21 protein-coding genes and 7 pseudogenes are annotated in these 26,828 nt (G+C 59.6%); 15 read left to right on the top strand and 13 right to left on the bottom strand.

Features of this window, described 5'->3' with window-relative positions; translation table 11 throughout:
- Positions 1-5: 5 nt before the first annotated feature.
- Positions 6-326, bottom strand: coding sequence for a hypothetical protein (locus BSG17_RS20065; RefSeq protein WP_089827187.1), 321 nt, complete (start codon positions 324-326; stop codon positions 6-8).
- A gap of 229 nt (positions 327-555) precedes the next feature.
- Positions 556-2,241: pseudogene (locus tag BSG17_RS28725) on the bottom strand (multicopper oxidase domain-containing protein).
- Positions 2,242-2,581: 340 nt separating this feature from the next.
- On the opposite strand from BSG17_RS28725, the gene BSG17_RS20050 reads away from it, so the two are divergent.
- Positions 2,582-3,367: a sulfite exporter TauE/SafE family protein gene (locus BSG17_RS20050; RefSeq protein WP_089827226.1), complete on the top strand. Its 786-nt coding sequence runs from the start codon at positions 2,582-2,584 to the stop codon at positions 3,365-3,367.
- A 124-nt stretch (positions 3,368-3,491) separates the two neighbouring features.
- Here BSG17_RS20050 and BSG17_RS28535 read toward each other — a convergent pair.
- From BSG17_RS28535 to BSG17_RS20030, 4 genes and pseudogenes are all read right to left on the bottom strand, one after another.
- Positions 3,492-3,846, bottom strand: a pseudogene (locus BSG17_RS28535) (four-helix bundle copper-binding protein).
- A 66-nt stretch (positions 3,847-3,912) separates the two neighbouring features.
- Positions 3,913-4,566: a hypothetical protein gene (locus BSG17_RS20040; protein WP_244531632.1), complete on the bottom strand. Its 654-nt coding sequence runs from the start codon at positions 4,564-4,566 to the stop codon at positions 3,913-3,915.
- A 337-nt stretch (positions 4,567-4,903) separates the two neighbouring features.
- Positions 4,904-5,494 (bottom strand): helix-turn-helix transcriptional regulator, encoded by a 591-nt coding sequence (locus BSG17_RS20035; RefSeq protein ID WP_089827185.1) that lies wholly within the window; start codon positions 5,492-5,494, stop codon positions 4,904-4,906.
- 132 nt (positions 5,495-5,626) lie between these two features.
- Complete coding sequence (locus tag BSG17_RS20030; protein ID WP_089827184.1) at positions 5,627-7,030, bottom strand: permease; 1,404 nt, start codon at positions 7,028-7,030, stop codon at positions 5,627-5,629.
- Between the two features lie 357 nt (positions 7,031-7,387).
- Between BSG17_RS20030 and BSG17_RS20025 the strand changes: the two genes are divergently transcribed.
- The 3 genes and pseudogenes from BSG17_RS20025 to BSG17_RS20015 all read left to right on the top strand — a co-directional run bounded on the left by BSG17_RS20025 (position 7,388) and on the right by BSG17_RS20015 (position 11,397).
- Positions 7,388-7,651, top strand: coding sequence for a hypothetical protein (locus BSG17_RS20025; RefSeq protein WP_244531631.1), 264 nt, complete (start codon positions 7,388-7,390; stop codon positions 7,649-7,651).
- A gap of 134 nt (positions 7,652-7,785) precedes the next feature.
- Complete coding sequence (gene acnA / locus BSG17_RS20020) at positions 7,786-10,566, top strand: aconitate hydratase AcnA (RefSeq protein WP_089827183.1); 2,781 nt, start codon at positions 7,786-7,788, stop codon at positions 10,564-10,566.
- Between the two features lie 44 nt (positions 10,567-10,610).
- Positions 10,611-11,397, top strand: a pseudogene (locus BSG17_RS20015) (IS5 family transposase).
- A gap of 94 nt (positions 11,398-11,491) precedes the next feature.
- On the opposite strand, the gene BSG17_RS20010 reads toward BSG17_RS20015, so the two are convergent.
- Both BSG17_RS20010 and BSG17_RS26320 read right to left on the bottom strand, forming a co-directional pair.
- Positions 11,492-13,939, bottom strand: coding sequence for an amino acid permease (locus BSG17_RS20010; protein WP_394327977.1), 2,448 nt, complete (start codon positions 13,937-13,939; stop codon positions 11,492-11,494).
- A 51-nt stretch (positions 13,940-13,990) separates the two neighbouring features.
- Positions 13,991-14,257, bottom strand: a complete 267-nt coding sequence (locus BSG17_RS26320) for a hypothetical protein (RefSeq protein WP_139246725.1) — start codon at positions 14,255-14,257, stop codon at positions 13,991-13,993.
- Positions 14,258-14,539: 282 nt separating this feature from the next.
- Here BSG17_RS26320 and BSG17_RS26315 point away from each other — a divergent pair.
- Positions 14,540-14,626, top strand: a pseudogene (locus BSG17_RS26315) (IS5/IS1182 family transposase); the annotation flags it as partial.
- Between the two features lie 589 nt (positions 14,627-15,215).
- On the opposite strand, the gene BSG17_RS20000 reads toward BSG17_RS26315, so the two are convergent.
- Entirely contained in the window at positions 15,216-15,767 is a 552-nt protein-coding gene (locus BSG17_RS20000) for a DUF7342 family protein (RefSeq protein ID WP_089827222.1), read from the bottom strand.
- A gap of 255 nt (positions 15,768-16,022) precedes the next feature.
- Here BSG17_RS20000 and BSG17_RS19995 point away from each other — a divergent pair, with 255 nt between their 5' ends.
- The 4 genes and pseudogenes from BSG17_RS19995 to BSG17_RS28720 all read left to right on the top strand — a co-directional run bounded on the left by BSG17_RS19995 (position 16,023) and on the right by BSG17_RS28720 (position 18,436).
- Positions 16,023-16,337, top strand: a complete 315-nt coding sequence (locus BSG17_RS19995; protein ID WP_089827181.1) for a hypothetical protein — start codon at positions 16,023-16,025, stop codon at positions 16,335-16,337.
- A 255-nt stretch (positions 16,338-16,592) separates the two neighbouring features.
- Positions 16,593-17,402, top strand: a pseudogene (locus tag BSG17_RS19990) (phage NrS-1 polymerase family protein); the annotation flags it as partial.
- A 64-nt stretch (positions 17,403-17,466) separates the two neighbouring features.
- Entirely contained in the window at positions 17,467-18,000 is a 534-nt protein-coding gene (locus tag BSG17_RS19985) for a DUF7342 family protein (protein WP_089827180.1), read from the top strand.
- A gap of 1 nt (position 18,001) precedes the next feature.
- Complete coding sequence (locus BSG17_RS28720) at positions 18,002-18,436, top strand: toxin-antitoxin system TumE family protein (RefSeq protein ID WP_089827179.1); 435 nt, start codon at positions 18,002-18,004, stop codon at positions 18,434-18,436.
- A gap of 203 nt (positions 18,437-18,639) precedes the next feature.
- Here BSG17_RS28720 and BSG17_RS19975 read toward each other — a convergent pair.
- From BSG17_RS19975 to BSG17_RS19960, 4 genes and pseudogenes are all read right to left on the bottom strand, one after another.
- Positions 18,640-19,592: pseudogene (locus tag BSG17_RS19975) on the bottom strand (hypothetical protein).
- Between the two features lie 374 nt (positions 19,593-19,966).
- Positions 19,967-20,128 carry a hypothetical protein gene (locus tag BSG17_RS19970; protein WP_244531628.1) on the bottom strand — a complete coding sequence of 54 codons (162 nt, stop codon included), beginning with the start codon at positions 20,126-20,128 and terminating at the stop codon, positions 19,967-19,969.
- A 254-nt stretch (positions 20,129-20,382) separates the two neighbouring features.
- Positions 20,383-20,811, bottom strand: a complete 429-nt coding sequence (locus tag BSG17_RS19965) for a VOC family protein (RefSeq protein WP_089827177.1) — start codon at positions 20,809-20,811, stop codon at positions 20,383-20,385.
- Positions 20,812-20,816: 5 nt separating this feature from the next.
- Positions 20,817-21,188 (bottom strand): cupin domain-containing protein, encoded by a 372-nt coding sequence (locus BSG17_RS19960; protein WP_089827176.1) that lies wholly within the window; start codon positions 21,186-21,188, stop codon positions 20,817-20,819.
- 80 nt (positions 21,189-21,268) lie between these two features.
- Here BSG17_RS19960 and BSG17_RS19955 point away from each other — a divergent pair, with 80 nt between their 5' ends.
- From BSG17_RS19955 to BSG17_RS19930, 6 genes and pseudogenes are all read left to right on the top strand, one after another.
- Complete coding sequence (locus BSG17_RS19955) at positions 21,269-22,159, top strand: ABC transporter substrate-binding protein (protein ID WP_089827175.1); 891 nt, start codon at positions 21,269-21,271, stop codon at positions 22,157-22,159.
- Positions 22,156-23,148, top strand: a complete 993-nt coding sequence (locus tag BSG17_RS19950) for an ABC transporter substrate-binding protein (protein WP_089827174.1) — start codon at positions 22,156-22,158, stop codon at positions 23,146-23,148. Before BSG17_RS19955 ends, BSG17_RS19950 begins: the two co-directional genes overlap by 4 nt.
- Positions 23,145-24,116, top strand: a complete 972-nt coding sequence (locus BSG17_RS19945; protein ID WP_089827173.1) for an ABC transporter substrate-binding protein — start codon at positions 23,145-23,147, stop codon at positions 24,114-24,116. The genes BSG17_RS19950 and BSG17_RS19945 overlap by 4 nt, the downstream gene beginning before the upstream one ends.
- A gap of 2 nt (positions 24,117-24,118) precedes the next feature.
- The gene (locus BSG17_RS19940) at positions 24,119-25,549 is read left to right on the top strand and encodes an aldehyde dehydrogenase family protein (RefSeq protein ID WP_089827172.1); all 1,431 of its coding nucleotides are present in this window, start codon (positions 24,119-24,121) and stop codon (positions 25,547-25,549) included.
- Positions 25,550-25,632: 83 nt separating this feature from the next.
- Positions 25,633-26,455 (top strand): annotated as a pseudogene (locus BSG17_RS19935) (transcription initiation factor IIB); the annotation flags it as partial.
- 58 nt (positions 26,456-26,513) lie between these two features.
- On the top strand, positions 26,514-26,735 hold the full coding sequence (locus BSG17_RS19930; RefSeq protein WP_089827171.1) for a DUF8129 domain-containing protein: 222 nt from the start codon (positions 26,514-26,516) through the stop codon (positions 26,733-26,735).
- Positions 26,736-26,828: the final 93 nt, after the last annotated feature.

Here is a 26,828-nt window from a genome sequence, read left to right as displayed (position 1 = left end):
GGCCGTCAGCAGTGGCCCTGCCCGTACATCCCGCCGTGGTACTCGTCGTCAGCCCCGTCGTGGTATTCCTCGTCAGCCATGTCCTGGGCCATCTTGTCGACGGTCACACCCATGTGCGACTCCATCCACTCGACGCTACCAGGGCCCATGTGTTCGGTCATCTGTGCCTCCATCCAAGTGGCCCATTCATCTGCGGTGGCATTGTCCGTGGGCGCGTCGTCTGCGGTCGTTTCGTTGCCGTGTGCGCTGACCACGGGGGCGGCGAACGCGAGTCCGACGATCGCGAGCGCCACGAGCAGCCAGCGGCCGAGTGTGAAGTTGGTCATTGTCTTTCTCCTCGGTTAGTCGTAGGACTGCTCGGGAGTTATCGACGTGGGTGTGAATCCGCATAGGAAAACGTTCGAGAACGTGTATAGGTCACTCTAAACGTTTTCCAGGAATAGAATCGTTCATCCAGCTCGAATTCGCCGGGTTGGCACTCAACCCATCTCTCAGACAGGACCACGACCAGACGAACGGCAGTGTGAACGGGCTGAAACCGGGTCTTCAACCGGGTCACTCGACGTATCTCACGACACGCGCCATCCCTGCATCGAGATGGTACAGGTTGTGACAGTGGAACAACCACCGGCCGGGGTTGTCGGCGTGGAAGTTGATCGTCACCTGCCCTCTATGCCCGGGCACGATGACTGTGTCTTTGATTGCATCGCCGACTTGGAAGAAGTGGCCATAAAGGTGCATCGGATGGGCTCTGATTGGTCATCCGAATCCGAACGTGTTCGTCGGGCCGGACCTGGAGCGGGTCTGCGTCCGGGTAGGCCTGCCCGTCTATCGTTCACGTGTATGATTGGCCCCTGCCGCGTGAGAGCGTCAGATCGAACGTTCGATCCGGCTCTCCACTCACCCCATCGAGCGAGGAGATCGCCTGCAAATCCCCGTACTGCAGCCGGTTACTGGCCGACGACGGGCGCTATGGGCTCCCTCCGCTAGTTGACTCGTACTCGACGATGGCTGTAGCTGGTGGTTCGTTTCCATCGAGTGCATCCGCTTGAACGGCCCACGTGCCCGGGTTCGTCGCCTCAATCACGGCGTCGTAGCGCTCACCGGCTTCGAAGACGAACGAGTCCACGTCGACGGGTTCGACAGGTCGACCATCGGCGTGGGTCACCGTCATTTCGTCGCCTGCGATCCGGACACCGAAGACTGTCGCGCTGCCGGCGTTCACGAACCGGAGGCGCACTCGCTCTCCTTCTGCCACTTCGAACCTCGGTAGATCCTCTGGAAGCCGACCGTTGATCAGGAGACCCTCGAAGAAGGGCGCACGCACCGATTCGACTGTCTCCGCTGCGTCGGCGTCCGGTTCCGGCGTGTGCTCGCCGTTCTCGGTCAGGCAGTAGAGGTGATGGCGGAACTGCAGTTCTCCGTCCTGGACGCGGAGGTCCACGCGGCCGAGCGCCTCGCCCATGCCGGACTCGACGACGACGGTTTCGGTCTCCTTGACGACGATAGGGTCGTAGGTGTATTCGTGAGTGTGCGCGCTGAACATCACGTCCACGCTCGCACAGTCCTTGGCCGCTTGGACCATCCACGGCAGGCCGATCTCGGTGACCGCGACCACGACATCCGCGCCGTCCTCGCGGGCGGCCTGCGCGGACTCTTCGAGGAGTGCGGGGTGCTTGCTGAAGCGGTACTTCCCCTCGTAGAACGAAGGAGCCATCCGGTCGACGTAGACGTTCGTCATCCCGACGACGCCCACAGAGAGGCTACCGACCTCGAGGATCCGGTACGCGTCGTACAGCCGCTCGTCAGTCTCCCAGTCGTAGAGGTTGTTCGCGAGGACCATAGCGTCGAGGTCATTCATGAGTTCCACGAAGTTGCCGTCCTCGGCGGCCTCGTTCGAGTAATCCCAGTTCCCGGGGACATAGACGTCGGGCGCAACGTGCTTGTTGATGGGCTTGAGCATCGCCCGCCCGTCGGTGTAAGTGGTCACGGCGGAGCCATGAAACGTATCACCGCTCATCAACGTACAGACCTCGTAGTCTTCGCGAAGTTCGCCGAGTTTGGCTGCGAGCAGGGGAATCCCGCCACCGCGCTCAATGACGCGGTCGTCGTCTCCGAACTTGAAGTTCGGCTTCCACGTTGGGTTGTCGTAATATACCTGGTAGCGTGGCGTGAGCTGTCCGCAGAGGTCGCTGACGTGCGCGAAGACGACGTCTGGGTCACCTGTGCTGTCGCGCGCAGGTCACCGTCTAGGGATTGCCACTCGCCGACGGATGTCTCGTCCTAGTTCATCGTGACGCGACTGTAGACACGACCGTTGACTGTTCATAAGTTGTGGTTGAAATTCGAAAGACCGAACAAGACCACGTATGGGTTCGCTATCGGCTACATATTCGATTGAAATCCGAGACCGGTCGAGTTCGGTTTGGAAAACAGTCTCGTAGTGCGTTCTAGTGGCAGGTGCGAAGGATGAGTGAGACACTGGCCTTACGCTTCTTAGGGAGAACTTGCCTAAGAGAGAAGGCCGTAGTATTGGCCGAGCAGAGATGTACGCGCTTGTTCGAACGTCGAGGTGGTCTCGATGACAGCTAACTGGGTAACGACGGGGCTGTCTGCGGTCGTCATCCTCGTTGCGTCCGTTATTCACGGGATCGCCGGGTTCGGCTTCGCGCAGGTGTCGATGGGGCTGATGCCGCTGTTCCGGTCGCCTTCGAGTGCCTCGATCATTTTCACCGCGACAGCAGTCGTGAGCAACGCCCGCGTCTGGTGGAGCGTCCGGGACGCGTTCGACTGGCGCAAGTGGATCGTTCCAGTCGGCGGACTCGTCGTCGGGATGCCGCTTGGAATCTACGTGTTCAGCCAGTTCAACAAGGCACAGATGCGCGTCGCTATCGGGGCGGTTCTCGTGCTCGCGGTCATCATCGTCGGCGCGACCCAGCAACTCGACGTCGTCACTGACTGGATCGAGGACAAGGATTACAGACCGGGGAAGATCGTCGGCGCGACGGCCGGTCTCCTTGCGGGGATTTTCGGCGGTGCCGTCGCCGTCCCCGGCCCGCCGATGATCGTTTACGGCGCGTTTATGTCCGCCAGCGGATTCTGGAGCGGTGAAGAGATGAAAGCGACGTTCACCGCCTTCTTCGGCACGCTCATGCTGTATCGTCTCGGGAGCCTCACGTACACGGGGGCCGTGACGACGCCGCTGATGATCGAGGCCGCAATAGCCGTTCCGATGGTGTTCCTCGGTGCGTGGGTCGGCGTCTACATCTTCGACCACATACCCGAGCGTATCTTCCAGTGGGTCGTGCTGGCGCTGCTGACCGTGAACGCGTTCGTTCTCCTGTTTACAGCAGTTCCGGAACTCTAACCGCGTCAAACCATCGCCAGTTCGGAGAGGGGGTTCCGGTACCTCCTGACTGTACTGCACTGGTTATAATCGTCAAAAATCAGCATCACACCGATCGCCGATTCGAGTGCTATTCAGACGGCCATCAGGCGCTCATCATGTTCCGACAGCTCTCGGCGCATTCCCGGAGGACCTCGGCGCAGACCTGGCAGTGGTCGGCGTCATGGCGCTCGCACTCCTCGGCACACTCTTCACAGGCACCAGCGCAGGCCTCGGCGAGCTGAGGGCTGTAGTTTGAATCGCGAGCCATGAAGCGGGCGTGCAGCGAGGCGATATCGGCGATGTCAGGCAGAGCCGGGCGCATTCTTCCATCTCCTCGTCACCGAGGCATTCGTCGGCACACCACTCACAGACCTCGGCTGCCTCGTTACAGATCTCGATGCCTCGCGCTGCTCGTCGCTCAGGTGGTCGATCTTGGAGACCGTTTTTGCAAGGGACATGGCACCTCATCGTACGATGCCCTTCGAATTCACCATCCTGCTTGCTCTTGCGGGGTCAGCCTACGTTCAATGTCGGCCATAGGCGTCGACGAGGGCAGGTACACCGAGCGGGAATGCGAGGATCCCGAACGTCGCGAGCGCGTGTTTCGCGTACGACGACTCTCGATAGGCGAGGTACGTAGCACCCGCCCCGAGGGCTGCCACCGCGTATGCGAGGTTGCTCCAGAGCGGGTCGTATGTCGAGCAGTAGCCCCAGCAGACGAGCGTGTATGAGGGGGCGTTCCACGTCGGCGGCTGGAGCTTGGGCCAGAAGAACCGGCAGTAGGTAGTGAATACGAGCATCACCGTCATAGGCAAGGCTGCGAGCCACGTACTCGGCCGAAGCGAGAGTCGGGGTCCGTATCGGTGGTAGGCGCCTATCAGCACGAGGGGGAGCGTGAAGACCACCAGCCACAGGCCGACGGTGTAAGAGACCGGCCAGTGTTCGATTCGGGGTTGCGTGTAGGCAATTCTGAGCGACTCGGGGAGTGTTGCCCACGGAAAGGACGGATCGGGGATCGGATTCGTGAGAAAGGATACGCCCATGAGAAAGACGCCGGTGATCAGCGCGTACACACCAACCGTCGTCACTTGCGCGACCAGCGAGGGTAACGGCTGGTGGCGGGAATCATCACCGCCACTATCGTTGAGCGGGTCAGGGTGGTGGGTATCCGCTCCCATAGGATGAGTTACGATAGTATGGTTGATTGCATTTGCTCTTTCAAATCAGAAGCCAGCGTCTTCGAAAGGTGTGGTTTCACGAGCTGACCTTCGGGACAGTAAGTGGGAATGACCTGAACCGAGAATTATCGAGCGAGTCGGCTCCTGAGAGTCGCCAGTAATCCGGGCTGATCCCTCGCCTTCTGTTCCGTGTCTCGGGTGTCCGGTTCTTCGGTCCCTCTTCATCCGCTTCGAGCCTCGCCGCTTCGTAGTCCGCTATCATGTGGGGGACGTGGCGATTACACATGGGTGTATACGACGCCCAACTACAAAACTGGTCGACAGGCGCTAGCAAATGCTAGCTCTGACTCTGCCGCAGGTCGTCACTCGGGTAAATACGATATGTCCGCCCCTGACGCTCGCGGTATAACAGTCCACGTTTCTCGAGGGCACTGACCGTCTGACTGACCTTGCTCTTCGAGAAGTCTGAGCGATCCCGTAATTCGATCTGCGTAATGCCGGGCGAGGAGATGACTGGTTCGAGGACACGACGTTCGTCATCCGGCAAGAGGTCTAACACGCGAGCCTGTGGCTGAGACTCTGGATTGATGGCCCCATCTGGTCGTGTGGCCTCCTCCGATGAGTCGGCGCTCTCGGGGCCGGTCGGACTCGCCATCTCATTTTGCGAGTGGACGTTAACGTCTGTATTGGTGAGATCGTCCCGAACCACGAGATACCCCCCACCGATGACAGCCGAGGCGAGAAAGGTCCCGAGGACGTACCAGAGCGGATTCGTTCCGTGAACCGCGCCCATCGATGTGCCCATCATCGATCCCATTTGCTCGAAGGCTTGCTGTTGCTGGTATGCTTGCCAGCTGAGCGTACCGCCGACGATGAGCACGGCAGCGACCAAGCCACCGACTACTGCATCGGCTCTCCGTCGATTCATTCATCCCACCTCGATCGGCCGGTATATCCGTTCATACCCGAGAATTGGCGAGGCATCGGTGTACCAGTTGTGATTAACCGAGACAAGACTCGGGGTTGTTTGGCCGCGATCCTTGGCATCAAGCCGTGGCATTCAGTGATGTTCATGACTCTGGGAAGCCCCCGTCTCTGAGACCTGTGGGTGTTGATGTACGAATTCGGATGGGTGCTTCTCGAACGATCGCTTGCACCGCATCGAACAGAAGTAGTACGTCTCGCCACCGTGAGTGAGACTCGGCCCGCTATTGTCGGTCCGCATCCCACAGACGGGATCACGGTACTGGCCAGGGGCACCCAATCCTCGGCGATAGACGTAGAGGAGGAAGCCAGAGAGCGCAAACGCGACGATGTTGAGGTAAAACGTGTAGTTAAGTTCGAAGTACGTCTGTTCGGAGGCTGTCTCCCCGCCAGCGAGATTCGGGACGATGCCGAGAGCGCTGAACAGTTCCTCCATGAGAAAGCCTGTGAACGCCATCGTCACGAAGAAGATACCGAGGATGTACAGCATCACCTTCCAGCCGTAGTACTTCCGGTAGACGTTCAGGACGGGGATGGTGATGAGATCGGCGTAGACGAACGCGATGACGCCGGCGAAGCTGATGCCGCCGCCCCAGAGCGCAACCGCAAAGGGAACGTTCCCCATGCTCCCGACGAAGCTGATGACGGCGATCGCTACACCCATGATGGCGTTTTCTGCGCTCACTAACAATCCATCGCCCTGGAGGAAGAGCGTGTTCCAGACCCACTGCGGGACGAAGACGATGACGAACCCCGAAATGAGAAAGCCTGCTATGATGTCCGTCCAGATCATCGACCACTCCTTGCGATACTGATTCCCGACTTTGTACCACCCGCCCCACGAGAGGAGTTCGTCGTGCCAACCGCCGCTACTTGCGGCTTCCTGCTGGTAGGTTTCCATGCAACCTTCTGAACAGAACTTCAGTGTCTCGCCCCCGTCAGTCACCAGCGAGTATTCGTCTTTGCCTTCCATCCCGCAGGTCGGGTCCTCGGTGATCCCTTGGTCGTGATCGCGTTGATTCAGTTCCTCCCGTACTTGCTCGAAGAGGTTCTCTGGGAGAGTCAGATGAACGAGGACCGCCATCACGGCGATGAGAATGACGCCGCCAAGGAGTTCTGCAACCAGAAATTCCCACCCAAGGAGGATGAGGATCATCAGCCCGAGTTCGACGATGAGGTTCGTCGAGGCGAACATGAACGCGAAGAAGTTCACCGTGTGCGCTCCCTTCTTGAACAGCCCCTTCCCAATGGCGACCGCGCCGAAGCTACAACCACTACTTGCCGCGCCGAATACGGTTGCTTTCGTGAGGCCACTCAGATTCCCCTCTCCGAGTACGTTGGCCATCCGCTCTTTCGAGACGTAAACCTGAACGAGACTCGTGATGACGAGCCCCATAATGATCGCCCACGCCGCCGTCCAGAGAAACCCGACGCCGATCCGCAACGACTCGAGGATTCCGTCGATGAGGGCGGCTTGCATATCTAGACTATCGCAGCCAGCTGTTTTGTTATTTATTCTTAAGAAACTGGGGCCGTGGGCGGAGTAAATCTTGCATTCAAAGGTGATTCATGCTATCAGATGTGGTCAACCGTTCGAGGACTGCGTTCACGCTCATCAGTTTTTTTGCGTGTCACTGATTCCATCGCTGGTTGCTCCTTGGTCTTCCAACGGACTGGTCACACAGATATGGGGGTTGTACCGCTGTTTCCCCACGATATTCTTGCCCCGTGTTACCAAGGAATCGCTCCCTTTCGAGTTGTAAGAGAAACCCGATTGAAGGAGTAGAGCGTATCTCTAGTCATGAGCATTACTACCACAAACCAAGACGCGTACGAAATGGACTCCACGACCAACGTGATGCAGCTCGATTCGTTGGCACTGGCGGGCGCAGCAGCAGTCGTCTCTGCGATCGTGATGCTCCTACTCGGTGTGTTCGGAGCGATCAGCGTCTACGAAGGCGCAGTTGAAGCGATGGAGCAGTGGCACCTGTTCTTCGAACCGACCGTCGTCGGGACTGTGGCGGGCATGGTCGAGGCAGCGGTGATCAGCTTCGTCTTGATGTACGCCTTCGCGTGGCTGTACAACGCCTTCACATCATAATCTGGGAGTCAATCCATTTATCAACCGAATTATGTACACCGACATTTCATTCCAACCGATAGAAGTGACCGTCCACATCGTCACCCCGTCCATGGGGGAGACGATTCAAGGGCCACGTCACCGTAGGACAAGGTATGAACGAACCGTCTCCATTTGACGCAATTCGCGAATTCGAGTTCGACGGCACCTCCTACAAGATAGCCGACCTCACTGTCCTCGAAGACGAGGGGCTCTGCGAACTCGATCGGCTCCCCGTCAGTATACGCGTGCTCCTCGAGTCCGTTCTCCGCAACGTCGACGGGGAGACGATAACCGCCGAGGACGTTCGCAATGCTACGTCGTGGGAACCCGACGTCCCAGACGTCGAACTCCCATTCACGCCCTCTCGAGTCGTTCTGCAGGACCTCACCGGTGTCCCTGCCGTGGTCGACCTCGCAGCACTCCGGTCAGCGGTCGATCGCAAGGGGACGGATCCAACCGTCGTCGAGCCGGAGGTCCCGTGCGACCTCGTGATCGACCACAGCGTGCAGGTCGACTACTTCGGCTCCGAGGATGCCTACGAGCGCAACGTCGAATTGGAGTACGAGCGCAACGGCGAGCGGTACCGCTCCCTCAAGTGGGCCCAACAGGCGTTCGACGACTTCCGTGTCGTCCCGCCGGGGACTGGTATCGTCCACCAAGTGAACCTCGAGTACCTCGGTCAGGTTGTCCACGCCCGCGAGCAGAATGGGGAAAACTGGCTACTCCCGGATACGCTCGTCGGCACGGACAGTCACACGCCGATGATCGGCGGTATTGGCGTCGTCGGATGGGGCGTCGGCGGCATCGAAGCTGAAGCCGCGATGCTCGGCCAGCCGATCACGATGAAACTCCCCGAAGTGGTCGGCGTCCGTCTCACCGGTGAACTTCCCGAGGGGGCGACCGCAACCGACCTCGTCCTTCACGTTACTGAACAGCTTCGGGAGGTCGGCGTCGTCGATCGGTTCGTTGAATTCTTCGGCCCCGGTGTGTCGAATCTCACCGTTCCAGACAGGGCGACCATCGCGAACATGGCGCCCGAACAGGGCTCGACCATCAGTATGTTCCCCGTCGACGACGCGACGCTCGATTACCTCGAACTCACGGGCCGCGACGAGAAACATATCGAACTCGTCCGCGAATATCTCGACGCACAGGGACTGTTCGGTGAACAGAATCCCGAATACACCGAGACGGTCGAACTCGACCTCTCGACGATCACTCCCAGCCTCGCCGGGCCGAAACGCCCCCAGGATCGCGTTCCGATGGGCGACATGAAGACGCACTTCCGAGGACTGATCCACGGCGAATTCGAGGACGAACTCGACGATATCGACGAAGATGCAATCACACGATGGATCAGCGAGAGCAGCGGTTCCGACGACGACCGACCCGACCCCGATCTTCCGGAACCGGACGTCGGCGATCTCACCGACAGAGTCGAAGTCGACGTGAACGGCGAGTCGACCGAGATCGGGCACGGCAGTGTCGTCGTCAGCGCCATCACCAGTTGTACGAACACGTCGAATCCGTCGGTGATGCTCGCGGCGGGGCTGCTCGCCCGCAACGCAGTCGAGCGCGGTCTCGATGTCCCGGCGTACGTCAAAACGAGTCTTGCACCGGGCAGTCGGGTCGTCACCGAATACCTCGAAGCCTCGGGACTCCTCCCCTATCTGGAGGACCTCGGCTACAACGTCGTCGGCTACGGCTGTACGACCTGCATCGGGAACGCTGGGCCGCTTCCCGAACCGATCGAACGCGCGATCGACGCCGAGGATCTCTGGACGACGAGCGTCCTCTCCGGCAACCGGAACTTCGAGGCACGCATCCACCCGAAGATCCGGGCGAACTACCTCGCCAGTCCGCCGCTCGTGGTCGCCTACGGACTCGCCGGGCGCATGGATATCGATCTCGAACACGATCCACTCGGCACTGACGACGACGGCAACCCGGTCTACCTCTCTGACATCTGGCCCGGCGCCGACGAGATTCACGCGGCAGTCCACGACAGTGTCGATTCCTCGATGTTCAGAGAGAAGTACGCCGAAGTGTTCGAAGGTGACGAGCGCTGGGAGGCGCTCGACGCGCCAACCGGTGACGTCTACGAGTGGGACGACTCCTCGACGTACATTCGTGAACCGCCGTTCTTCAGGGATTTCCCGCTGGAGAAGCCCGGCGTCGCAGATATCGAAGACGCTCGCACGCTGATGCTGCTCGGTGATACGGTCACGACCGATCACATCAGCCCGGCCGGACCATTCAGCCGTGAGCAGCCGGCCGGTGAGTGGCTCGTCGACCACGGCGTCGAACCCCACGAGTTCAACACCTACGGCGCCCGGCGCGGGAACCACGAGGTGATGATGCGCGGCACCTTCGCCAACGTCCGCATCGAGAACGAGATGCTCGACGACGTCGAAGGCGGCTACACGATCCATCACCCAACCGACGACCAGACAACGGTCTTCGAAGCCAGCCGTCGCTATCGCGAGAACGACACGCCGCTGGTCGTGTTTGCGGGTGAAGAACTCGGAACAGGATCGAGTCGTGACTGGGCGGCAAAGGGAACGGATCTGTTGGGTGTCCGTGCGACGATCGCCGAGAGCTACGAGCGCATCTTCCGTGACAACCTCGTGGGTATGGGTGTCTTGCCGCTCCAGTTTGTCGACGGCGCCTCGTGGGAGTCGCTCGGCCTCGACGGCTCGGAACGGGTCGCGATTCACGGACTCGACGACGGTCTGGACGTGAACGACGATCTCACCGTCGTCGCAGAACGTGCCGATGGCTCATCCGTCGAATTCCCGGTCACGGCACAGGTTGGGACGCCTGCAGCCGTTCGATACGTCGAAAATGGCGGCATCCTCCATCTGGTGCTCCGTCGATTACTCAGCGAAGACTAGCCGCCTCTCTCCAGAGAGTCGCCATTTTCCGAGCACTACGAAGAATGCTGCTGGTGAGTGAACCTCAGCCACCCCTGCAGAAGGGTCGCGGTGGCTACGCTGACTGGGTTATTGTCGCAATTCACTGACTTCGTGAGTATCTCGACCAACCGTACCGGCGGTTGCTCGATATCCTCCACGAGATGCCTCGAATCACAGCTAAACTCGGGCTTGCGGTGGATGAACCCCCCGACTTCACCACCGTGTGCACAAGGAAGCAAGACCTCGAAATGCGCATCCGGCACGTCCTGCTGCGGTCGTCTGCTTCTCTCCACGAGTTCGGCGAAGTCCAAGCAATCGACGCGACTGGCTTCCAGCGACACAAAGCCCGTCGGCATTACGTGATTCGCGTCGGCTACAACTTTGACGACATCAAAACCACGGCACTCGTTGACTGTGATTCGACGGCGATTCTCGACGTTCATTGCTTGATGAAGCAGCCGCACGACACTCAGATCGGCAGGCAAGTGCTAACGAGAAATCTGCAGCGACTCGACACAGTCGTCGCGGACAAAGGCTACGACTGGGACGCTCTACGCTACGAACTCAGGGACGCTGGCGTTCGTCCGGTGATCAAACACCGCAAGTTCTGTCCAATAGATATGGCGTACAACGCTCGGCACGATGAGGAAACCTATCACCGCCGATCACTCGTCAAGTCGATTTTCTTTGTGTTGAAGCATCGGTTTGGTTAGACGTTACGGGCTAGAACGTGGTTTGGGGCAGTTCAGAGAGCTCGTCCTAAAGTCCGCCGTCAGAAACATCGAGCAAGCCGTCAAGACCTCACGCTAGTGTTCTCCCGCGTCTAAACAAGGCACAGCGCGCATATTGACCAAATCGATATTGTGATTTGATATGTGATTCTTAATATCGGAGTTAGGCCGGATTACGAGCGACGACTTTTGAACCACCGAGTCACGCGTGACGCAATCCCGAGATCCCGTTTCGCCATGATGACGGTACTTCGAGCTCGCCGGCCAACCTCTTCAGGGATGGCCCCGAACACGACCTGCTGGAGGAGTCCCTCCCGGGACGCCCCGATGATCGTGAGGTCGTGATCGGTTGATTCCTCGACGATGGCATCAGCGATATCTGTACCGTCGATGATCTCGGTCGTCGCCTCGATACTCTCTAGTTCCGCGACGGTCGAATCGAGAATCGATTGCGCATCGTCGTCACGGTCTGATTCAGTAGACCGGACGTATATTACCTTGATGTGAGCATCGTTGCGCCTGGCAACGGCACGGGCAATCTCCGCCGCGAATTCGGCGTGCGGACCGCCAGCAGTCGGCACGAGGATCGAGTCCACGCTCCCGATGGACTCGCTGTCGGCGGCGGGGCCGACACGCTCAACCAGTAGCTCGCAGCGGGCCTTGGTTACCACCTCGTCAACGTTGCTCCCCAGGATGAAATCACGACGGCGGGGACGACTCCGCCAGCCCATCAGCACGAGGTCTATGTCGTCCTGTTCGATCGTATTGAGGATTGCCTGGGATACGTCGTGCCCGATACGTATTTTACCACTCACTGGGACGCCCGGGCGCTCTTCGTCCGCAAAGTCGATTGCCTGGTCGATCACAGTCCGTTCCTCATCGACGAACTGGCGACCCTCGGAAAGTGGCGTCTGTTGCGGAACTGTGGCGACGCTTACCACTTCTATCTCGGCGTCTCGCTCTTCGGCGAGATCCAGTGCTGTCCGCATCAACTGTTCGACGGTCGCCGGATTCGCCACCGGAACGAGAATCCGTTGGTCGCGTTTCCGCCGTTCTTCGGCGGGCGCTTGCTCGGTTGTGACGGTGGGCGTTTCCTCTTCGATCTTTTCCTCCTCCTTCCGCTGGGAGTATCCGGAGTAGAGAAGGAGACCCAGCCCCATCCAGATGGCGGTCGTCACGAGCGCGATGAACCCGTGCGAGTCTGGTCCCACCCCGATTTCCATGCCCAGCGCCGAGAGGAGGAACGGCGTCAACATGAACTGGAGGACGATCCCAATGAGCGGGGGCCACGGCATATACGGGACTTCGTACGTGCGTGGCAGGTCGGGGTGGGTCTTGCGCATCTTGATGACGGTCCAGTTGACCTGCACGAACAGCAGGATAAACATGATGTCCGCTGACGCCGCAACCGATTCGATGGGCAGTACGACCGCCATCAGCGCGATGAGCAATGCCGAGAGGAAAATCGCCCAGTGGGGCGTTCGCTTCTCGGAATGGACCTCACTGAAGAGTTCGGGGAGGGCCCTGTCGCGCCCCATTGCAAACGAAACGCGTGACGAGGAGTAGACGGTCGCGTTCAGCGCACTCATCGTCGCCGTCAGTCCAGCGACCAGGAGTAACGGGACGCCGTACGGAACGAACTGGCCGGCCGCCTCGATGATGCTAAGTTCACCCAGATTACCGAGCAATTGCCACGTGGGCGCACCGGCCGGGATGCCCGCTCGTTCGGCCAATTCGGGGATTGTCTCAATCCCACCGATCGCGGCGAAGGCGACGAGAACGTAGATCGGCACGACGATAGCCAGTGAGTAGAAGACCGCCTTCGGGACGTTCTCACCCGGATCGACGACCTCTTCGCCGGACTGGACGATGATCTCGTAGCCCTCGAAGGCGATGTACGTAAAGCCCATCGCTCCGATGATACCGACGATACCGCTCGGTGCAAACCGGGGGCTGTCGAGAAATTTCGCGGGCCAGTTGGGGGTCTGAATCGTCGCCAGAATGCCGAACGCGACGAAGACGCCGAGGATGGCGACCTTGATGAACGTCACGATGACGCCGGCCTTCCCAGTCTCCTCGGCTCCGCGATAGTTGATGTACGCGAAGAGAGAAATCATGAGGACTGCAAGGATTTTATCCAGAAGTCCACGACCGACGAACCCCAAGAGCTGGAATCCTTCTGCGAGGACACCACCGTAGACCAGAAACTCGGTGAAGAACACGCCGAACGTCACCGCGTACAGGGAACAGGCGACCGCGTGCGCGAACCAGGACATCCAGCCCGCGTAGAAGCCATTCGGATCGACGAGCGCTTCTTTCACCCAAAGGTACCCACCCCCCGCTTCAGGAAACGCTGCACCGAGTTCGGCATAGGAAACAGCTGTGAACAGCGCAACGAAGCCGTTGAGAGCAAACGCGAGAATCAGTGCGGGTCCTGCGAGCCCCGCAGCGAAGCCCGTGAGGGCGAAGACACCGGCACCGATCATCGCTCCGACGCCGATGAACGTGATGTCGAAGAGACTCATGTCCCGCGAGAGTTCCGTCTCAACGTCGCCGGATTCCTCCTGAGTAGCATCACCCTCCGTCTCTTGGGTCACACGATCCGGAGACTCATCGTCCATATCGAATCCAATCAGACGTGGTATAATAAAATCGAGCGAGTTGGAGGTTATTCATTCCGACTCCTCATCTGCGACTGGCCCGAGGAACTCCCAGTGAATGTTGTCTGTTCCATCAGGTCTGGGTTCATGTTGAATCCGATAGAGGCCCTCTCGTGAACCCCCATCATTCGTTTTTTCGGTGACCTCAACGAGAACGTGTTCTGGAGAGGACTCGGTTATTTCATAGTCCACAACACCGTCACGTGCTTTCAGCTCTTCGTTCACGGCCCTCTTCAAATCGAAATCATTCCCGTTACCGCCGGCTGGGGAGGGAGTCATACTGACCAACTTCTCCGAATGGGATCGAATCCCGGACCCTCAAGCGGACTGTTGTATGTCGTCACACACAATTCAACCCATTAACTTGCTCATTGTAGAATGCCTGGAACGAACATTGGGGGTCATGCTGCATCCACCCTCTAAGTGTTGCACACCGCTACTGACAGTGACTGGAGAGGTTTCTGAGGGCGTGCTGAATTGAGGGCGCGGGCCGTGTTTAGACGCTATCGAGAGGCGGTATTGCCGAGGATTATGAGTGAATGAAGCGGGAATGAGTTGAGTATGCCCACCCAACTCGCCCGCTTCACCGACAATTGCGTCGATTTATCTCAAAAAGCTGTCGTTGGTGAGCCTCAGCCACCGCTAGAACTCGCCGAGCTGATCGACGGGGAGGTGCCAGTCGCATCGGCGTAGGGGTCCTTGGGATGATTCGTCGGAACAGTCGGTTACTCCGAGTCCGACCATTCAGGGAGTGATGGCCGTCCATCCTGCCACCGAATCGTCTCCAAAGCGGACGGTAATTGCTGGAGTCGTTTGTCGAGTGCCGCAAGTGGATGCGCATCGAGAGACGCCGCAGCATGCCTCTCAACAGCGGTGTCCTCGTAGTTGAGTTGAATGTGACAAGGACCCAATTCAGGATGGTCAGCGTCTTGGTGGAACCCGAGCATGAGGTTCCGCGTCGGTTCGATCCAATTGATTCGGTAGTACTCGTAGTCGACACCGATTGGATACCAGAATCGAATCTCTAATCGTGCATTTTCGACGTCATAGGATTGATTCAGGAACGATTCTGTGTCGATGTCTGCGAAGACATACCGTGGACGGCGGCTAGACGGGTGATAGCGTACGTTCTCACAGCCAGCTTGTTTCGATAGCCGACTGTGAATTTCTCGAAGCAGAGTACGTTGCGTATATCGGTCGCGATTCGCAAGGAAGATCATCGTGGGAGAGAAGAGGGTTAGCTTGTGACGCGGTCTGCTGCGTCGGTCATTTGTTTGCGAGTGGTTTCAACATCCGAATACAGTTCGAGAGCGTGCTTGATGAGTTGACGGTCTTCTTCGTTCGCACGCCAGAACGCGATGATCTCGCGTCGCTCACGAATTTCAGCACTGGAGACCTCGCCATCTGCAAGCGACTGTTCGAGTTCTTCCCACGTCTCTACGTCGTAGGTATCCTGCCATCCTTCAATCTCTTCAGCAATGGCCGCCAACTCACTCTGGAGTTCCTCGCGGGCGTTCTCCTCGATGAGGGTGCGGATTTCATCAAAGAGCAACCGGGTGTAGTCTGGCTGATACAGCGTGGTGTCACCAGCCTTGATACGGCGTAGTCGACCTTGCTCAACGAGGTCGTTCAGCTCGTTGTTAGTGGTACTCCACGCTGCCTCTGCTTGTTCACTGATCCAATTGGTCGAACGAGGCTCACTGAGCGTTTCGGCGACAGATCGAATCCGCTCACGTGCACTCATTGTCTCTGTCCACGACGCAACACCTTCTCGTGGAGACTCGGTCATCTTAGTCACCTCTTGTACTAGCGTTCGTATTTGATTCCCATATATCTTTGTGTCTTCTCGAATAATCAAGAGCAAAAAGTCGGGGTCGTCTCGATATTGAAGTACGATGCCGGATGAAATCGAGACAAGCCGATAACTGACCACTACGCCGACTACGAAGCACTTCGTCCCGTGGGTGAAGCGAGCCAGACGCCGACGCACGCCTCGCACCACAACACGTTCACCCCCACTGCATGACGACTCAGAAACCCACATATGGCGTCGTCGCTCACCACCCGGCTCGAAGCGCTCGAAGCACGCTCGCCCCAGCATTACAGTACCCTCCAACGGCACCTGCCTCTCCTCCAGACAGCGCTTGACGACGCCACCCGTCCCTACCCAACGGGTCGGCAACTGTACGCCCATCTCGAGGATCCACCCCTCCCAGCCCGCACGTTTGGCCGCCTGCTCGCACTCCTCGTCGAGCTCGAAATTATCGACATCTACGCCGAGCGGTCGAGCGCCAATCGCTACGATATTCGTGCATACGACACGGCTGACCTCGAGGAGCTCGAGGTACTGCTCGCGTAAGCACCCGCAGCGAGACCGATGACGTTCAGCCGGGTGTCCACGATCGTCGCCACAGTTGGGGTATCGGGTCGGCCGCCCCCAGTGGGGTGTCACCTAAGACGCCAGACCGGCGGTGTGACGGGAGTGTCGAACACATGATGGTACCAATGAGAAGGCAGGCCCTTCGAGTCTTGTATCAGTCTTCAGACCATCCTGAGAGGAGAGATATGTCCGAGGAATCGTTGTTCGCGCCAACGAATGGTGACGGTGCTCAGGAGAATCGAGTGTTACGACAAAGCGCGCTTCTTCACCGTCACCGGCGATCGAGTGACTGGAACACCAACAGCGGTGTCGCAGAGACAAGACGCCTTGGAAGCGATTCACCGTGAGTACATCGCCGAGGAGACACCCACGCAAGCGACGGACACCCCTACGGGTGTCACACAGCGAGATAAGACCACATCTAGCACGTCCCTCGACGACGAGACACTCGTTGAGAAAGCGAGCAACGCTTCGAACGGGGCGAAGTTCGACCGGCTGTGGAACGGGTCGACGAGCGGCTACGATAGTAACTCGGAAGCGGACATGGCGCTGTGTTGTCTGCTGGCGTTCTGGAGCGGCGGTGACGCGGCGCAGATGGACCAGCTGTTCCGCCAGTCGGGGCTCATCCGTGAGAAGTGGGACGAAGTGCACTACGCCGACGGATCGACGTACGGCGAGAAGACCATCGAGCGTGCCATCGAACAGACGTCGGAGTTCTACGAGCCACGGTCGACAGATCACTCAGAGACAGACACACCCACCACCGATGGCGACGACGCCGACGAGACGCGAAGTCGAGCATACCTCGTGGAGAAGAATCGCTTGCTGCGAGAGCGTGTGAACACCCTCGAGGCAACGCTCGACAAGCGAGACGAGCGCATCGACGAACTCGAGGCAGAAGTAGCACGGCTCACTGGCTCCGATACAGCGCAGACCGGAACGTCTGACGCCGTCGACGACGACGGCTGCCCGGACGATGAGGGCGACGCAGAGTCAGAGACGTCGTCGCTGTGGGGACGAACGAAGCAACTGTTTAGGGAGTAATCGGAGTGTCCGGGATACTATTCCTCGAAGTAAGAACTATATCGTTGGCGACGCAAGAACAGGTATGTCCAACAGCGAGTCTCCAGGCGGTCCACCACCGTTTGATGACGCGTTTCGTGGTGACGACGTCGAGCAGCGCATCTATGGGACGATCCTCCAGACTCGCGAACCGACGACGGCGAGCGCGATCGCCAAGCGAGCTGAGTGTGACCCGAAAACTGCCCGCAAGTATCTCGGCTGGTTCACTGATTTGGGTATCGTCACACGTCACGAGGGTCATCCCGCCACCTACGAGCGCAACAATGCGTACTTCGAGTGGCGCCGCATCAACCAGCTCGCGTCTGAGCACTCCGTTGAGGATCTCCAGCAGCGCGTCCAAGAACTGACCGCGCGGATCAGCGGGTATGAAGAGCGGTACGATGCGTCGACGCCCGCCGCTGTCGACGCCGTTGCCGTGACGGACGCGAGTGACGACCAGACAATCGACGAGGTGTATAGTGACCTCGGCGAGTGGGCGACGGCACGCGAAGAACGCCAGCGCTACGAGCGGGCTCGGCAGCAACGTGCTGACACCGACGGCGAACAGGTGTCTGGGTAGGATGGTCCCGCCAGCAGGTGATGGGGCGAGCCCCGCGCCTATCGATCATCCCATTCTCGAATTCCTCCAGACACGACTCCAAGCGACAGGGCAGGTTGCACAGGCAACACTCACGGATACAAGTGGACATCTCGAACTCAATGTCACACTCGCCCCATCGTACTATCCTGAAGTCGTTGACGAGGCAACACTGAACGTTCGCTGGTACACGAACGATGATTTCAAAATCCACTACCGAGAGGTGCACTCAGAGTCTACCTGGGAATGTCGGTGGGACCGCCACCCGAACTCTCACAACACCCGAGACCATTTCCACCCGCCACCAGCTGCCCCGACGCCGGGCGACGACGCCTCATGGCCGACCGACCATCGCGACATGCTTCAGCTCGCTCTCGACGAGGCCAAACAGCGGATTACGACGCTATGGGGCACATAGACAGGAGACACGATGAGTGAGAAAACAGCGGCTTGTGGGAGCAAGCGATGGAAGCCGAAAGTGACGCATCCGAAGTACAAGCGCAGCTCGCGGAACTCAACCACGAACTGCAGTGGGATCGCGAAACCTTGCGTGAAGACAGTTTGTCCGACTGAACACGGTGAGCATCGGAAGCGGACAGGTACACCAAGACACCGCCCAGGCTAAACTTCTGTCCCAGGCGTGAACTCGGTCAACTCCTCGATTCGGCGTTCAAGTGCCTCGACTTCCTCGCGTAACTGCTCGGCTTCCGGATCGTCACTTGCAGTGAGTCAATCTTTCAGCCCTTGGAGTCGCGTTTGCTTGTGTTCGTCGTCGACGTCGGCTTTCCGGACGTACGCACGTTCTTCGATATCGTACACTGCCGACTCCGAACGGTCGGTCACATCGAGTGCCTCATCAACTTTCCCGCGGTCGACACCCAAAACCTGTTCGTGAGGAACGCCGGCGTCGTCGAGGACACGCAGCACGTCCTCGTCGTCCTTGAGAGTGCGATTACGTCGCGTCGTCCGCTGGACGGACCCGTACTGACCGTGGACAGGTTGGTCATGGTGGAGTCGGTCAAGTAGGAGTTCCCGGACCGACTGACGGAGGTCACCAGCGTTGCGTTGGACATCCGAACACAGCGTGTAGAGATTGATGAGCACCGGCGTCTCACACTCGGCGAGTGCCGTTGAGTCGTGTCGTTCGAGCGCATCGATGAGAAGCAGCATATCCGCATAGACGTCGAGGTCGGGTTCGACGCGTTTCTCGTCGGGTGCAGTGGGCGTGCTTTCCACGAGCTGTGAACTCGTCGGATCGTCGGTTTCAGTAATTGTCCCCGATCGCTCGTCGCACTCGTAGCGAGGGTGAAGACTCAACACTGCCGCATAGGGTTCAGCATCGGGTGGGAGACGGCTCAGGTCGAACGTGCCACCGACCTCCTCGATCCGCTCGGCAAGCGTTGTAAACTGCTCGCGCTGCAGCGGCTGTGAGTCGCCAGAGTCGACGCGACACGGTGTGCTTGGCTGTCGGTAATGTGGAATCGCTTCTTCGTGAGCGGCGTCACGAGTGTCGCCTCATCGGGAAGTGCGTCGCACTCCTCGAGCAACGTGTGCCAACTCCCAATGAATGGCATACGCGACACTTGCCGCCAGTCAATAAAACGTCTCGGCTCGCTTTCGACGACGAGGGAGATTCTGATACTCTGGGAACGTTGCCCCATGCTGGAATCGGTCAACCGCGACGTCTCATGCTTGCCCGAGAGCTTAGGAAACAGTAGAGTCTGTCGTCGGTGTTGCAGATCGGTGTTAACCAACGTAAGTTGGTCTTTTCAGCTGGAATGCGACATCGAGGGCTGCTACCGGATCGTCTGGGTTCGTCGGGAGGGGAGTCTGTCGTGGGTGTCTCGTTGTGGCCTGAAAAGACCAAAGTTGCACAATTCCGGAAATGTTGGTTAACAGGACGGCGGCTGCTCAACATCTCAGTTTCGATAGCTTTTGTGAGGACGCCTCACCCAGTGAGTCGAAGCCCATCCGTCGCTTCGTAGAGATACCCTTTCAGCAACAGCTGCTCAAGGAGATCTTCCGCCTCTGGCCGCTCGAAGCCACCGGCAGTGAGGAGATTGAGCGCTGTGTCGTGTGTAATCGTTGCATCGTCATCGACACCCTGCATGATGAGTCCAAGTGCAGCTTCTTGTGATGGCGTTAGTGGGGTCGACGAGTTCTGCATTATCTCAGGGTCTGTCAGCGACCACCGAGACTGTTGGGGTTGTGTCGACACCCGCCTTCGAAGCAATATCTCAGGTCAACGGAAGGTTCCTAATAGCGATGGCTGCGGTTCTCGAATCGCCACGAGTTGGGTCTTGTACGAAGGTGCTGGTCAAGGTCGAACGCTCGCAGGTAGCGCATTGAGTGCTCTCTCGACCGTCACTCTACGTCGTCGTGCGTGAGAAGCGATCGGTCTGTTTCGGGGGCGGGCAGATCGTAGGTGATGACTTCGAGGAGGTTGCCGTCCGGATCAAGGAAGTAGAACCCCTCGAACTCGTCCCAGTCGTAGGGGCCCTGCTTCGGGAACTGCCCGTCGAGATCCGCGACGAGTTGCTCGTAGCGCCCCCGGTCGGTCCTGAACGCACGATGGGCCTTGTCGAGTGGATGAGAGAGCCCTCGTTCATCCCAGTTCTCCGCACGGCCGGTCTCCACGAGCGTAACCACGGTGTTGCCAGCCTCGAACATGGCGTGTTGCCCCTGAAAGTCCTCGGGGGGCCGCAGGAGGTCGAAGTCGAGTGTCTCCCGATAAAAGGTGACGCAGGTAACAAGGTTGTCAACGTCGAGGTTGATGTGGTCAACTGCGTCCATGATTCTCAGTCGGTAGACTCGATGGCACTGGCCTCGGAAGCTGTTCCCCATTCCGGTTCGCCCCGCGGCGGCACAAAGATACCTACGCCGACGCACGGTTCGCCGCCGCGGTTCTCGGCGCCGTGGATCTCCCCGCCCGGGAACGCATAGGAGTCACCGGGTTCCAGTCGCAGCTCCGTTCCGTCGGTCAGGGCGACCATCGTCCCGTCGATAACGAAACCGATCTGGTCGTGCTCGTGACTGTGAGTTGGAAGCGTCGCCCCTGGCTCAACGCGCCAGTACTTCATCGACGCGCGCTCAGTGACCGCGAGATCGGCCAAGTACACTCCCGAGTCCACCTCCGTCAGATCGAGTTGTTCCTTGCTAACGTGATACATAGTGATGTCATGTGTCTCACACTACCTAATAAAATTTCTCCCGAATATTTTATAACGATGCTACCGCACGTTCGTGTGCAATGACACCAATGAACAAGCTTCGTTTGTTCCACCTTCCGTTCTCGTTCATGCTCCCCCAGCGAGTAGCGAGCGATCGGGGGTACTTCGCTGAGGAGGGAATCGACGTGGAACTGGTCGAGCGCAACCGCCGAGAGGTCGACAGGAAGTACATCCCGTCGGAGGAAACGTTGACCGGCGACTACGGCGTCGACCTTTATCCCATCTGTAAGTGGGAGAGCATCAAGCGGACCTGGGAAATGCGAGACGGTCACGTCGTCGCGAAAGGGACGTTCGCAGACCAGCCATATGCGGTGTTCACGAATCGCAACGATGTCGCCGACCCGACCGATCTCGCAGGACTGCCGGTTGGCGTCAACCGCCGGACCGGACAGGAGTACACCGCGCGCCGCGCACTGGAAGAGCACGTCACGCCCGAGGAAGTCACGCTCGAACACCACGGGATGCCGACCGAACGACTGCAGGCGCTCCGCGACAGCGAGGTGGCGGCCGTGAGCCTGCTCGAACCGCACAGCACCCTTGCCGAGCATCTCGGATTCGAGCGCGTTCTGGAGTTCGAGAACCATATGGGTATCGTCGGGGCGGATACCCTCGACTCTACAACCCTCAATGCGTTTCGACGAGGATATCGTCAGGCAGTCGAGGATATTAACGCCGAACCGGAGGCGTTCCGCGAGCAGTATCTCTCGATGCTCGAAGCCGAGGAGTCGGTCGCCCCTGAGCTCTTCGAGGACGTGGATATCGAAGCCCTCCGTGAGGACATTATGGTCCCAGAGTACGACGTTCCGGAGTTGGCCGACGCAGACGAACTTGCAGACCACCTCGACTGGATGAAGCGTCGTGAACTTATCGCCGAGGACGCTGACATCGACCGTATCGTGGGGGAACTATGAACGTCGATTCCCAGCAGGCAGCCTTCGATGACCATCACGACGACCCTGGCGATCTGCCGGTCATGCGGGCGCGCTTCGAGCACAACGGGAGTCCCCGGTACATGCTCTATACGATCAAACGCCACGGATTCGACCGGGATCACGGCTTTCACCTCGATGTCGAACTCGTCTCGGACGAGCTGGAGGGCGGTGTCGAGACTGTCGAGGCCCGTCTCCAAGATGGCGAGGCGGACCTCATCGACATCGACTACATCTCGACAGCCCGTGAGCGCGCTGAGGGCGCATCCATCGTCGCATTTCACCCCTATGGCCGGACCGTCGGCGGCCTCGTCACCCCGGAGGAGACGGACATCGAGGGCCTCACCGACCTCCATGATTATCGCATCGGGGTCGTGCGACGGGTGGACAAGAACTGGATCCTCGTCCGCGCGGCCTGCCGGGAGTTCCACGGCTTCGATCCGGAGGAGACGGCGACCTCCGTCGAGGCGGGCTCGAAGGTGGCGCTCACCCGGATGCTTCAGGACGGCGAGGTTGATGCAATCCTCCAGTTCTGGCCAATCATACCCGAGATCACCGAAACCGGGCCTTTCCGCGAAGTGTTCCCAGTAGCGGACCTCGTCCAGCGTCTCTCGGGTACCGACCGGAAACTGCCCGTCTCGACGTTCCTCACGAGTGAGACGTTCCTCGACGAGCGCACGGAGACAGTCCGGCGGTTCGCGAACGCCTACCGAGACGCGGTCAACCTGCTGGTCGAGGACGACGATCTCTGGGAGGAGCTCGGACAGCGGTTGATGACCTACGACGATCCAAACGTCGTCACCGCTATCCGCGACGGCTGGCGGGACATGGTGGTTCGCGATTGGGACCACGAGACGGTGGAGGGGATGGAGCAGCTGTTCGATCACCTGCTGAAGGTGGCCGGCCCCCGAACACTTGGCGTCGACCAGATCCCCGAGGGTACCTTCCGACCGGAGGTAACGATCCGATGACCTCAGTTTCCTTCCAGCTGAACTGGGAGCCCAACGGATTCCAGGCGCCGTACTTCCTTGCGCGCGAGCGAGGACTCTACGAAGAGGAATCTCTCGATGTCCAGTTCGTTGAGGGACACGGGTCGCCATACGCGGCCGAGCAGGCCGCTCGCGGACGGGTTGACGTTGCGCTCGCGGGGGCGAGTGCAGTCCTCGCCACACAGAGCGAGGGGTTTGACCCGCTGGCGGTCGCCGCGGTTACGAAGCAGACGCCGGCTGCGATCTACACCCTCCGCGACGTGTTTGGCGAACCGCTGGAATCGCCTGACCAACTCGTCGGTCGAACGGTCGCCCCCTCGGCGACGAAGACCCGCATCCTCGCCGATCAGCTCCTTCGCGACGCGGGCGTTCGCGAGGAAGTTGACCTTCTAGACGTCGACCCGAACACCCACCATCGCGTCCAGCACCAACTGCTCGACGGCGAGGTGGACGCCGCGGTCGGGGTCGTCACTAATGGGCTTGAACTCGAATGCGAACACGACCGTACCGCGGACGAACTCCCGATCGGGGAGAAACTCGGCGTCTACGGGATGATGCTCGTCACGAACCCCAAGTACGCCGACACGAACCCCGAAACGCTCCGGGCGTTCCTCCGGGCCACCGCCCGGGGATGGATCGCCGCGACGAACGACCCCGACGCGGCCATTGAGGCGCTCATCGAACGAAACGCGACGCTCGAACGACGGCGGGAGATCGAGACCAAGAAGTTTCGCGTCGCAGCGGACTCTCTCCAGCGAGGCGACCCTCTGCGAAGCACTGGATGGGGAAGACACGATGGCAACCGCTGGCGGCGTCTCGGCGAGCTGCTTTCCGAGACCGACCTCCTCGAGGGCGAAATTGACCCCAAAAGCGTGTGGACCAACGACTTCCTCGACGAGGAGTCAGTAGCGATTCGCAACTACACTGACCATATCGGCTCTACTGAGTAAGCATGGCACAACTTCTCGACGAGACGTACGGCTGTTACATCGACGGGGAGTTCCGCGAATCGTCCGAGGAGTTCGCGGTGCACGACCCATCGAATAACGAACAGGTAGCCACCGTCGCCGAGGGCGGATCGGGCGGTATCGACGAGGCACTCACCGCAGCGTCGGACGCACAACCGGCGTGGGCGGCCGTCGACCCAGGTGAACGGGGCCAACGGCTTCGCGACGCTGCCGAGGCAATCCGTGAAAACGAGGAAACGCTCGTCCGCATGGAGACGACCGAGACGGGGCGTCCGCTTAGCCAGTCGCGGTTCCTCGTCGAGAACGCGGCGGAGTACTTCGACTACTACGGCGGCCTGACCGACAAGATTGAGGGAGAGACGATCCCTCTCGGCGAGGGATATCTCGACTACACGTGCCGTGAGCCACTTGGAATCACCGGTCAAATCCTCCCCTGGAACGCACCGTCGCTGCTCGCTCTTCGGGGTATCGCGCCGGCGCTCGCTTGTGGCAACGCCGTCGTCGCGAAACCGGCGCCCGAGGCCCCGCTGACGGTGCTGGAACTAACGCGGATCGTGACCGAAGCGGGGCTCCCGGACGGCGTCTGGAACACCGTTCCCGGCGACGGGCCAAACACGGGAGCTGCACTGACGGAGGCAGACCGCGTGGACAAAGTCGTGTTCACTGGGTCCGTCGAGACGGCCAAACGCGTTATGCAAGTCGCGGCGGAGACGCTTACGCCAGTCAGTCTGGAGGCCGGGGGAAAGAGTCCGAGCCTCGTCTTCCCGGACGCCGACCTCGGGACGGCGGTTGAACAGACACTTAGGGTCTTTCAGAACGCCGGACAGGTGTGCTTCGCGACGACGCGTGTGTTCGTCCACGAGGACTGCTACACCGAGTTCGCCGAGCGCGTCGCCGCAGCCACCCGCGACCTGACAGTCGGGCCGGGGAGAGAGAAATCTGACGTCGGCCCGCTCATCACACCTGCGGCGCGCGATGCCGTCGCCGAATACGTCGAGAGCGCAGTTGCGAACGGCGCCCAATTGCGTGCGGGTGGCGACGTACCGCGGGAAGAGGGGAACTTCTATGCGCCGACAGTTGTCGACGACGTCGACGACGACGCGCCGATCTCGTGCGACGAAGTATTCGGTCCGGTCGTGACACTGCACAAATTCGGCAATGAAGCGGAGGTCGTTCGGCGTGCGAACGACACCCGATACGGTCTCTACGCGACGGTCTGGACCGAGAACCTCTCACGAGCCCATCGGATTGCGGGCGAGCTCGCGGCAGGGACCGTCACGGTTAACGAGTTCCCCGTGACGGCACCACAGGCGCCGTTCGGTGGCTACAAGGAGTCCGGGGTAGGGCGTGAAAAAGGCATGCAGGCTATCGACGAGTACACGCAACTCAAGAACGTCATCATCTCGTTCGACTGATCCGGCGTATCGTCGCCGGTCGGGGCTCTCGACCGGGCCACGGTCAGTACCGTGTTCCCCGTTGCCGATAATCGATTGTAACGGGGCTCGTTATTGACGAACAACGGATCGACCACGGCCCCGAATGGCGTTCGTTCGAAGACGACAGCAACCGCGAACGGACGGGTGCTCCACTCACAGTGGGCCGTCACGACCGAGGATTGTCGACCGAAATCAGGCGCAGAACCGATGGGAAGGGACGCACGCTCTCTGGGTCGAAACGGTGTCAGCTTGCCCGGATACAGCGTGAACACAGTCGTGGCCGGTTTCAGTCCAAAGCCGAACAGAACCTCGCACACGGCTTGGGTGAGGTCCGAAGAGTCACGAGCGCTCTCGGACTTGCTGACTCGGTTCAAGAGCAAGCGTGTCAGCTCTTCCGGAGTGCCCAACGCGAGGACCTCTTGTTGGGTCGGTCAATCGAAGCGATAGCTGCCGCCAGCGTCTACAGGGTCTGTCGGTGTCACGGACGGCCACTCGCACGTGATGACCTCGTCGACGTTGCTCGCGTCGACCACTCGAGTGTCACGAACGCGTACAAAACACTCAACAGAGAGTTGGGACTCCCGACACAGCCCGTCGCCCCACAAACGCTGATTCCGAAACTCGCCTCGGAACTCGGTGTCGATATACGGGTTCGTCGGCGAGCGCAGAGACTAGCCGAGCGTGCGCATGAGACGTCCATTGCGAACGGCTATCAGCCGTCCGGGGTCGCCGCAGCCTGTCTTATCTCGCCAGCGTGAACACGGAGAGTCGGTGACACAGGCACAGGTTGCAGCGGCCGCTGGAACGACGCCGACGACACTTCGAGCGCGACGTGCAGAACTAACCGAGCTGATCGACGGGGAGGTGCCAGTCGCATCGGCGTAGAATAGAGCGCTCAGAAAGCTGGTTTTTCGCGCTCCAGAATGGCTGGAGGCGAAACACAATGAGCAACGAAGCAACTGAATCGACAGAATCGACCGGCCTGACACCGGAGCAGCGTCTCGAAGCACCAACCACCCACCTCGTCGACGCAGGCATTGCGACTATTCACGACATGGCGACGCTTCGAGCCTGTGTCGTCTACGAGAACGTGAATCAACAACGCGTTCGGATCCTCCGTCGACTCGAAAAACGTGCAGAGGAGATTCGGACACAGAAGGAGTGAATTCGAGAGTAGTTCGAAAATGCCTGTACACAAGGTTGAACAATCCGCAGTCAACGCTGAGACAGTATTTTAATCGTTGGTCCGTGGCCAAAC

Origin of the sequence: Halogranum amylolyticum (assembly GCF_900110465.1) — an archaeon.
In the GTDB taxonomy this organism is placed as follows: Archaea; Halobacteriota; Halobacteria; order Halobacteriales; family Haloferacaceae; genus Halogranum; species Halogranum amylolyticum.
The sequence above is the reverse complement of the archived record's forward strand: the minus strand, read 5'-3'. Positions and strand labels throughout refer to the sequence as shown.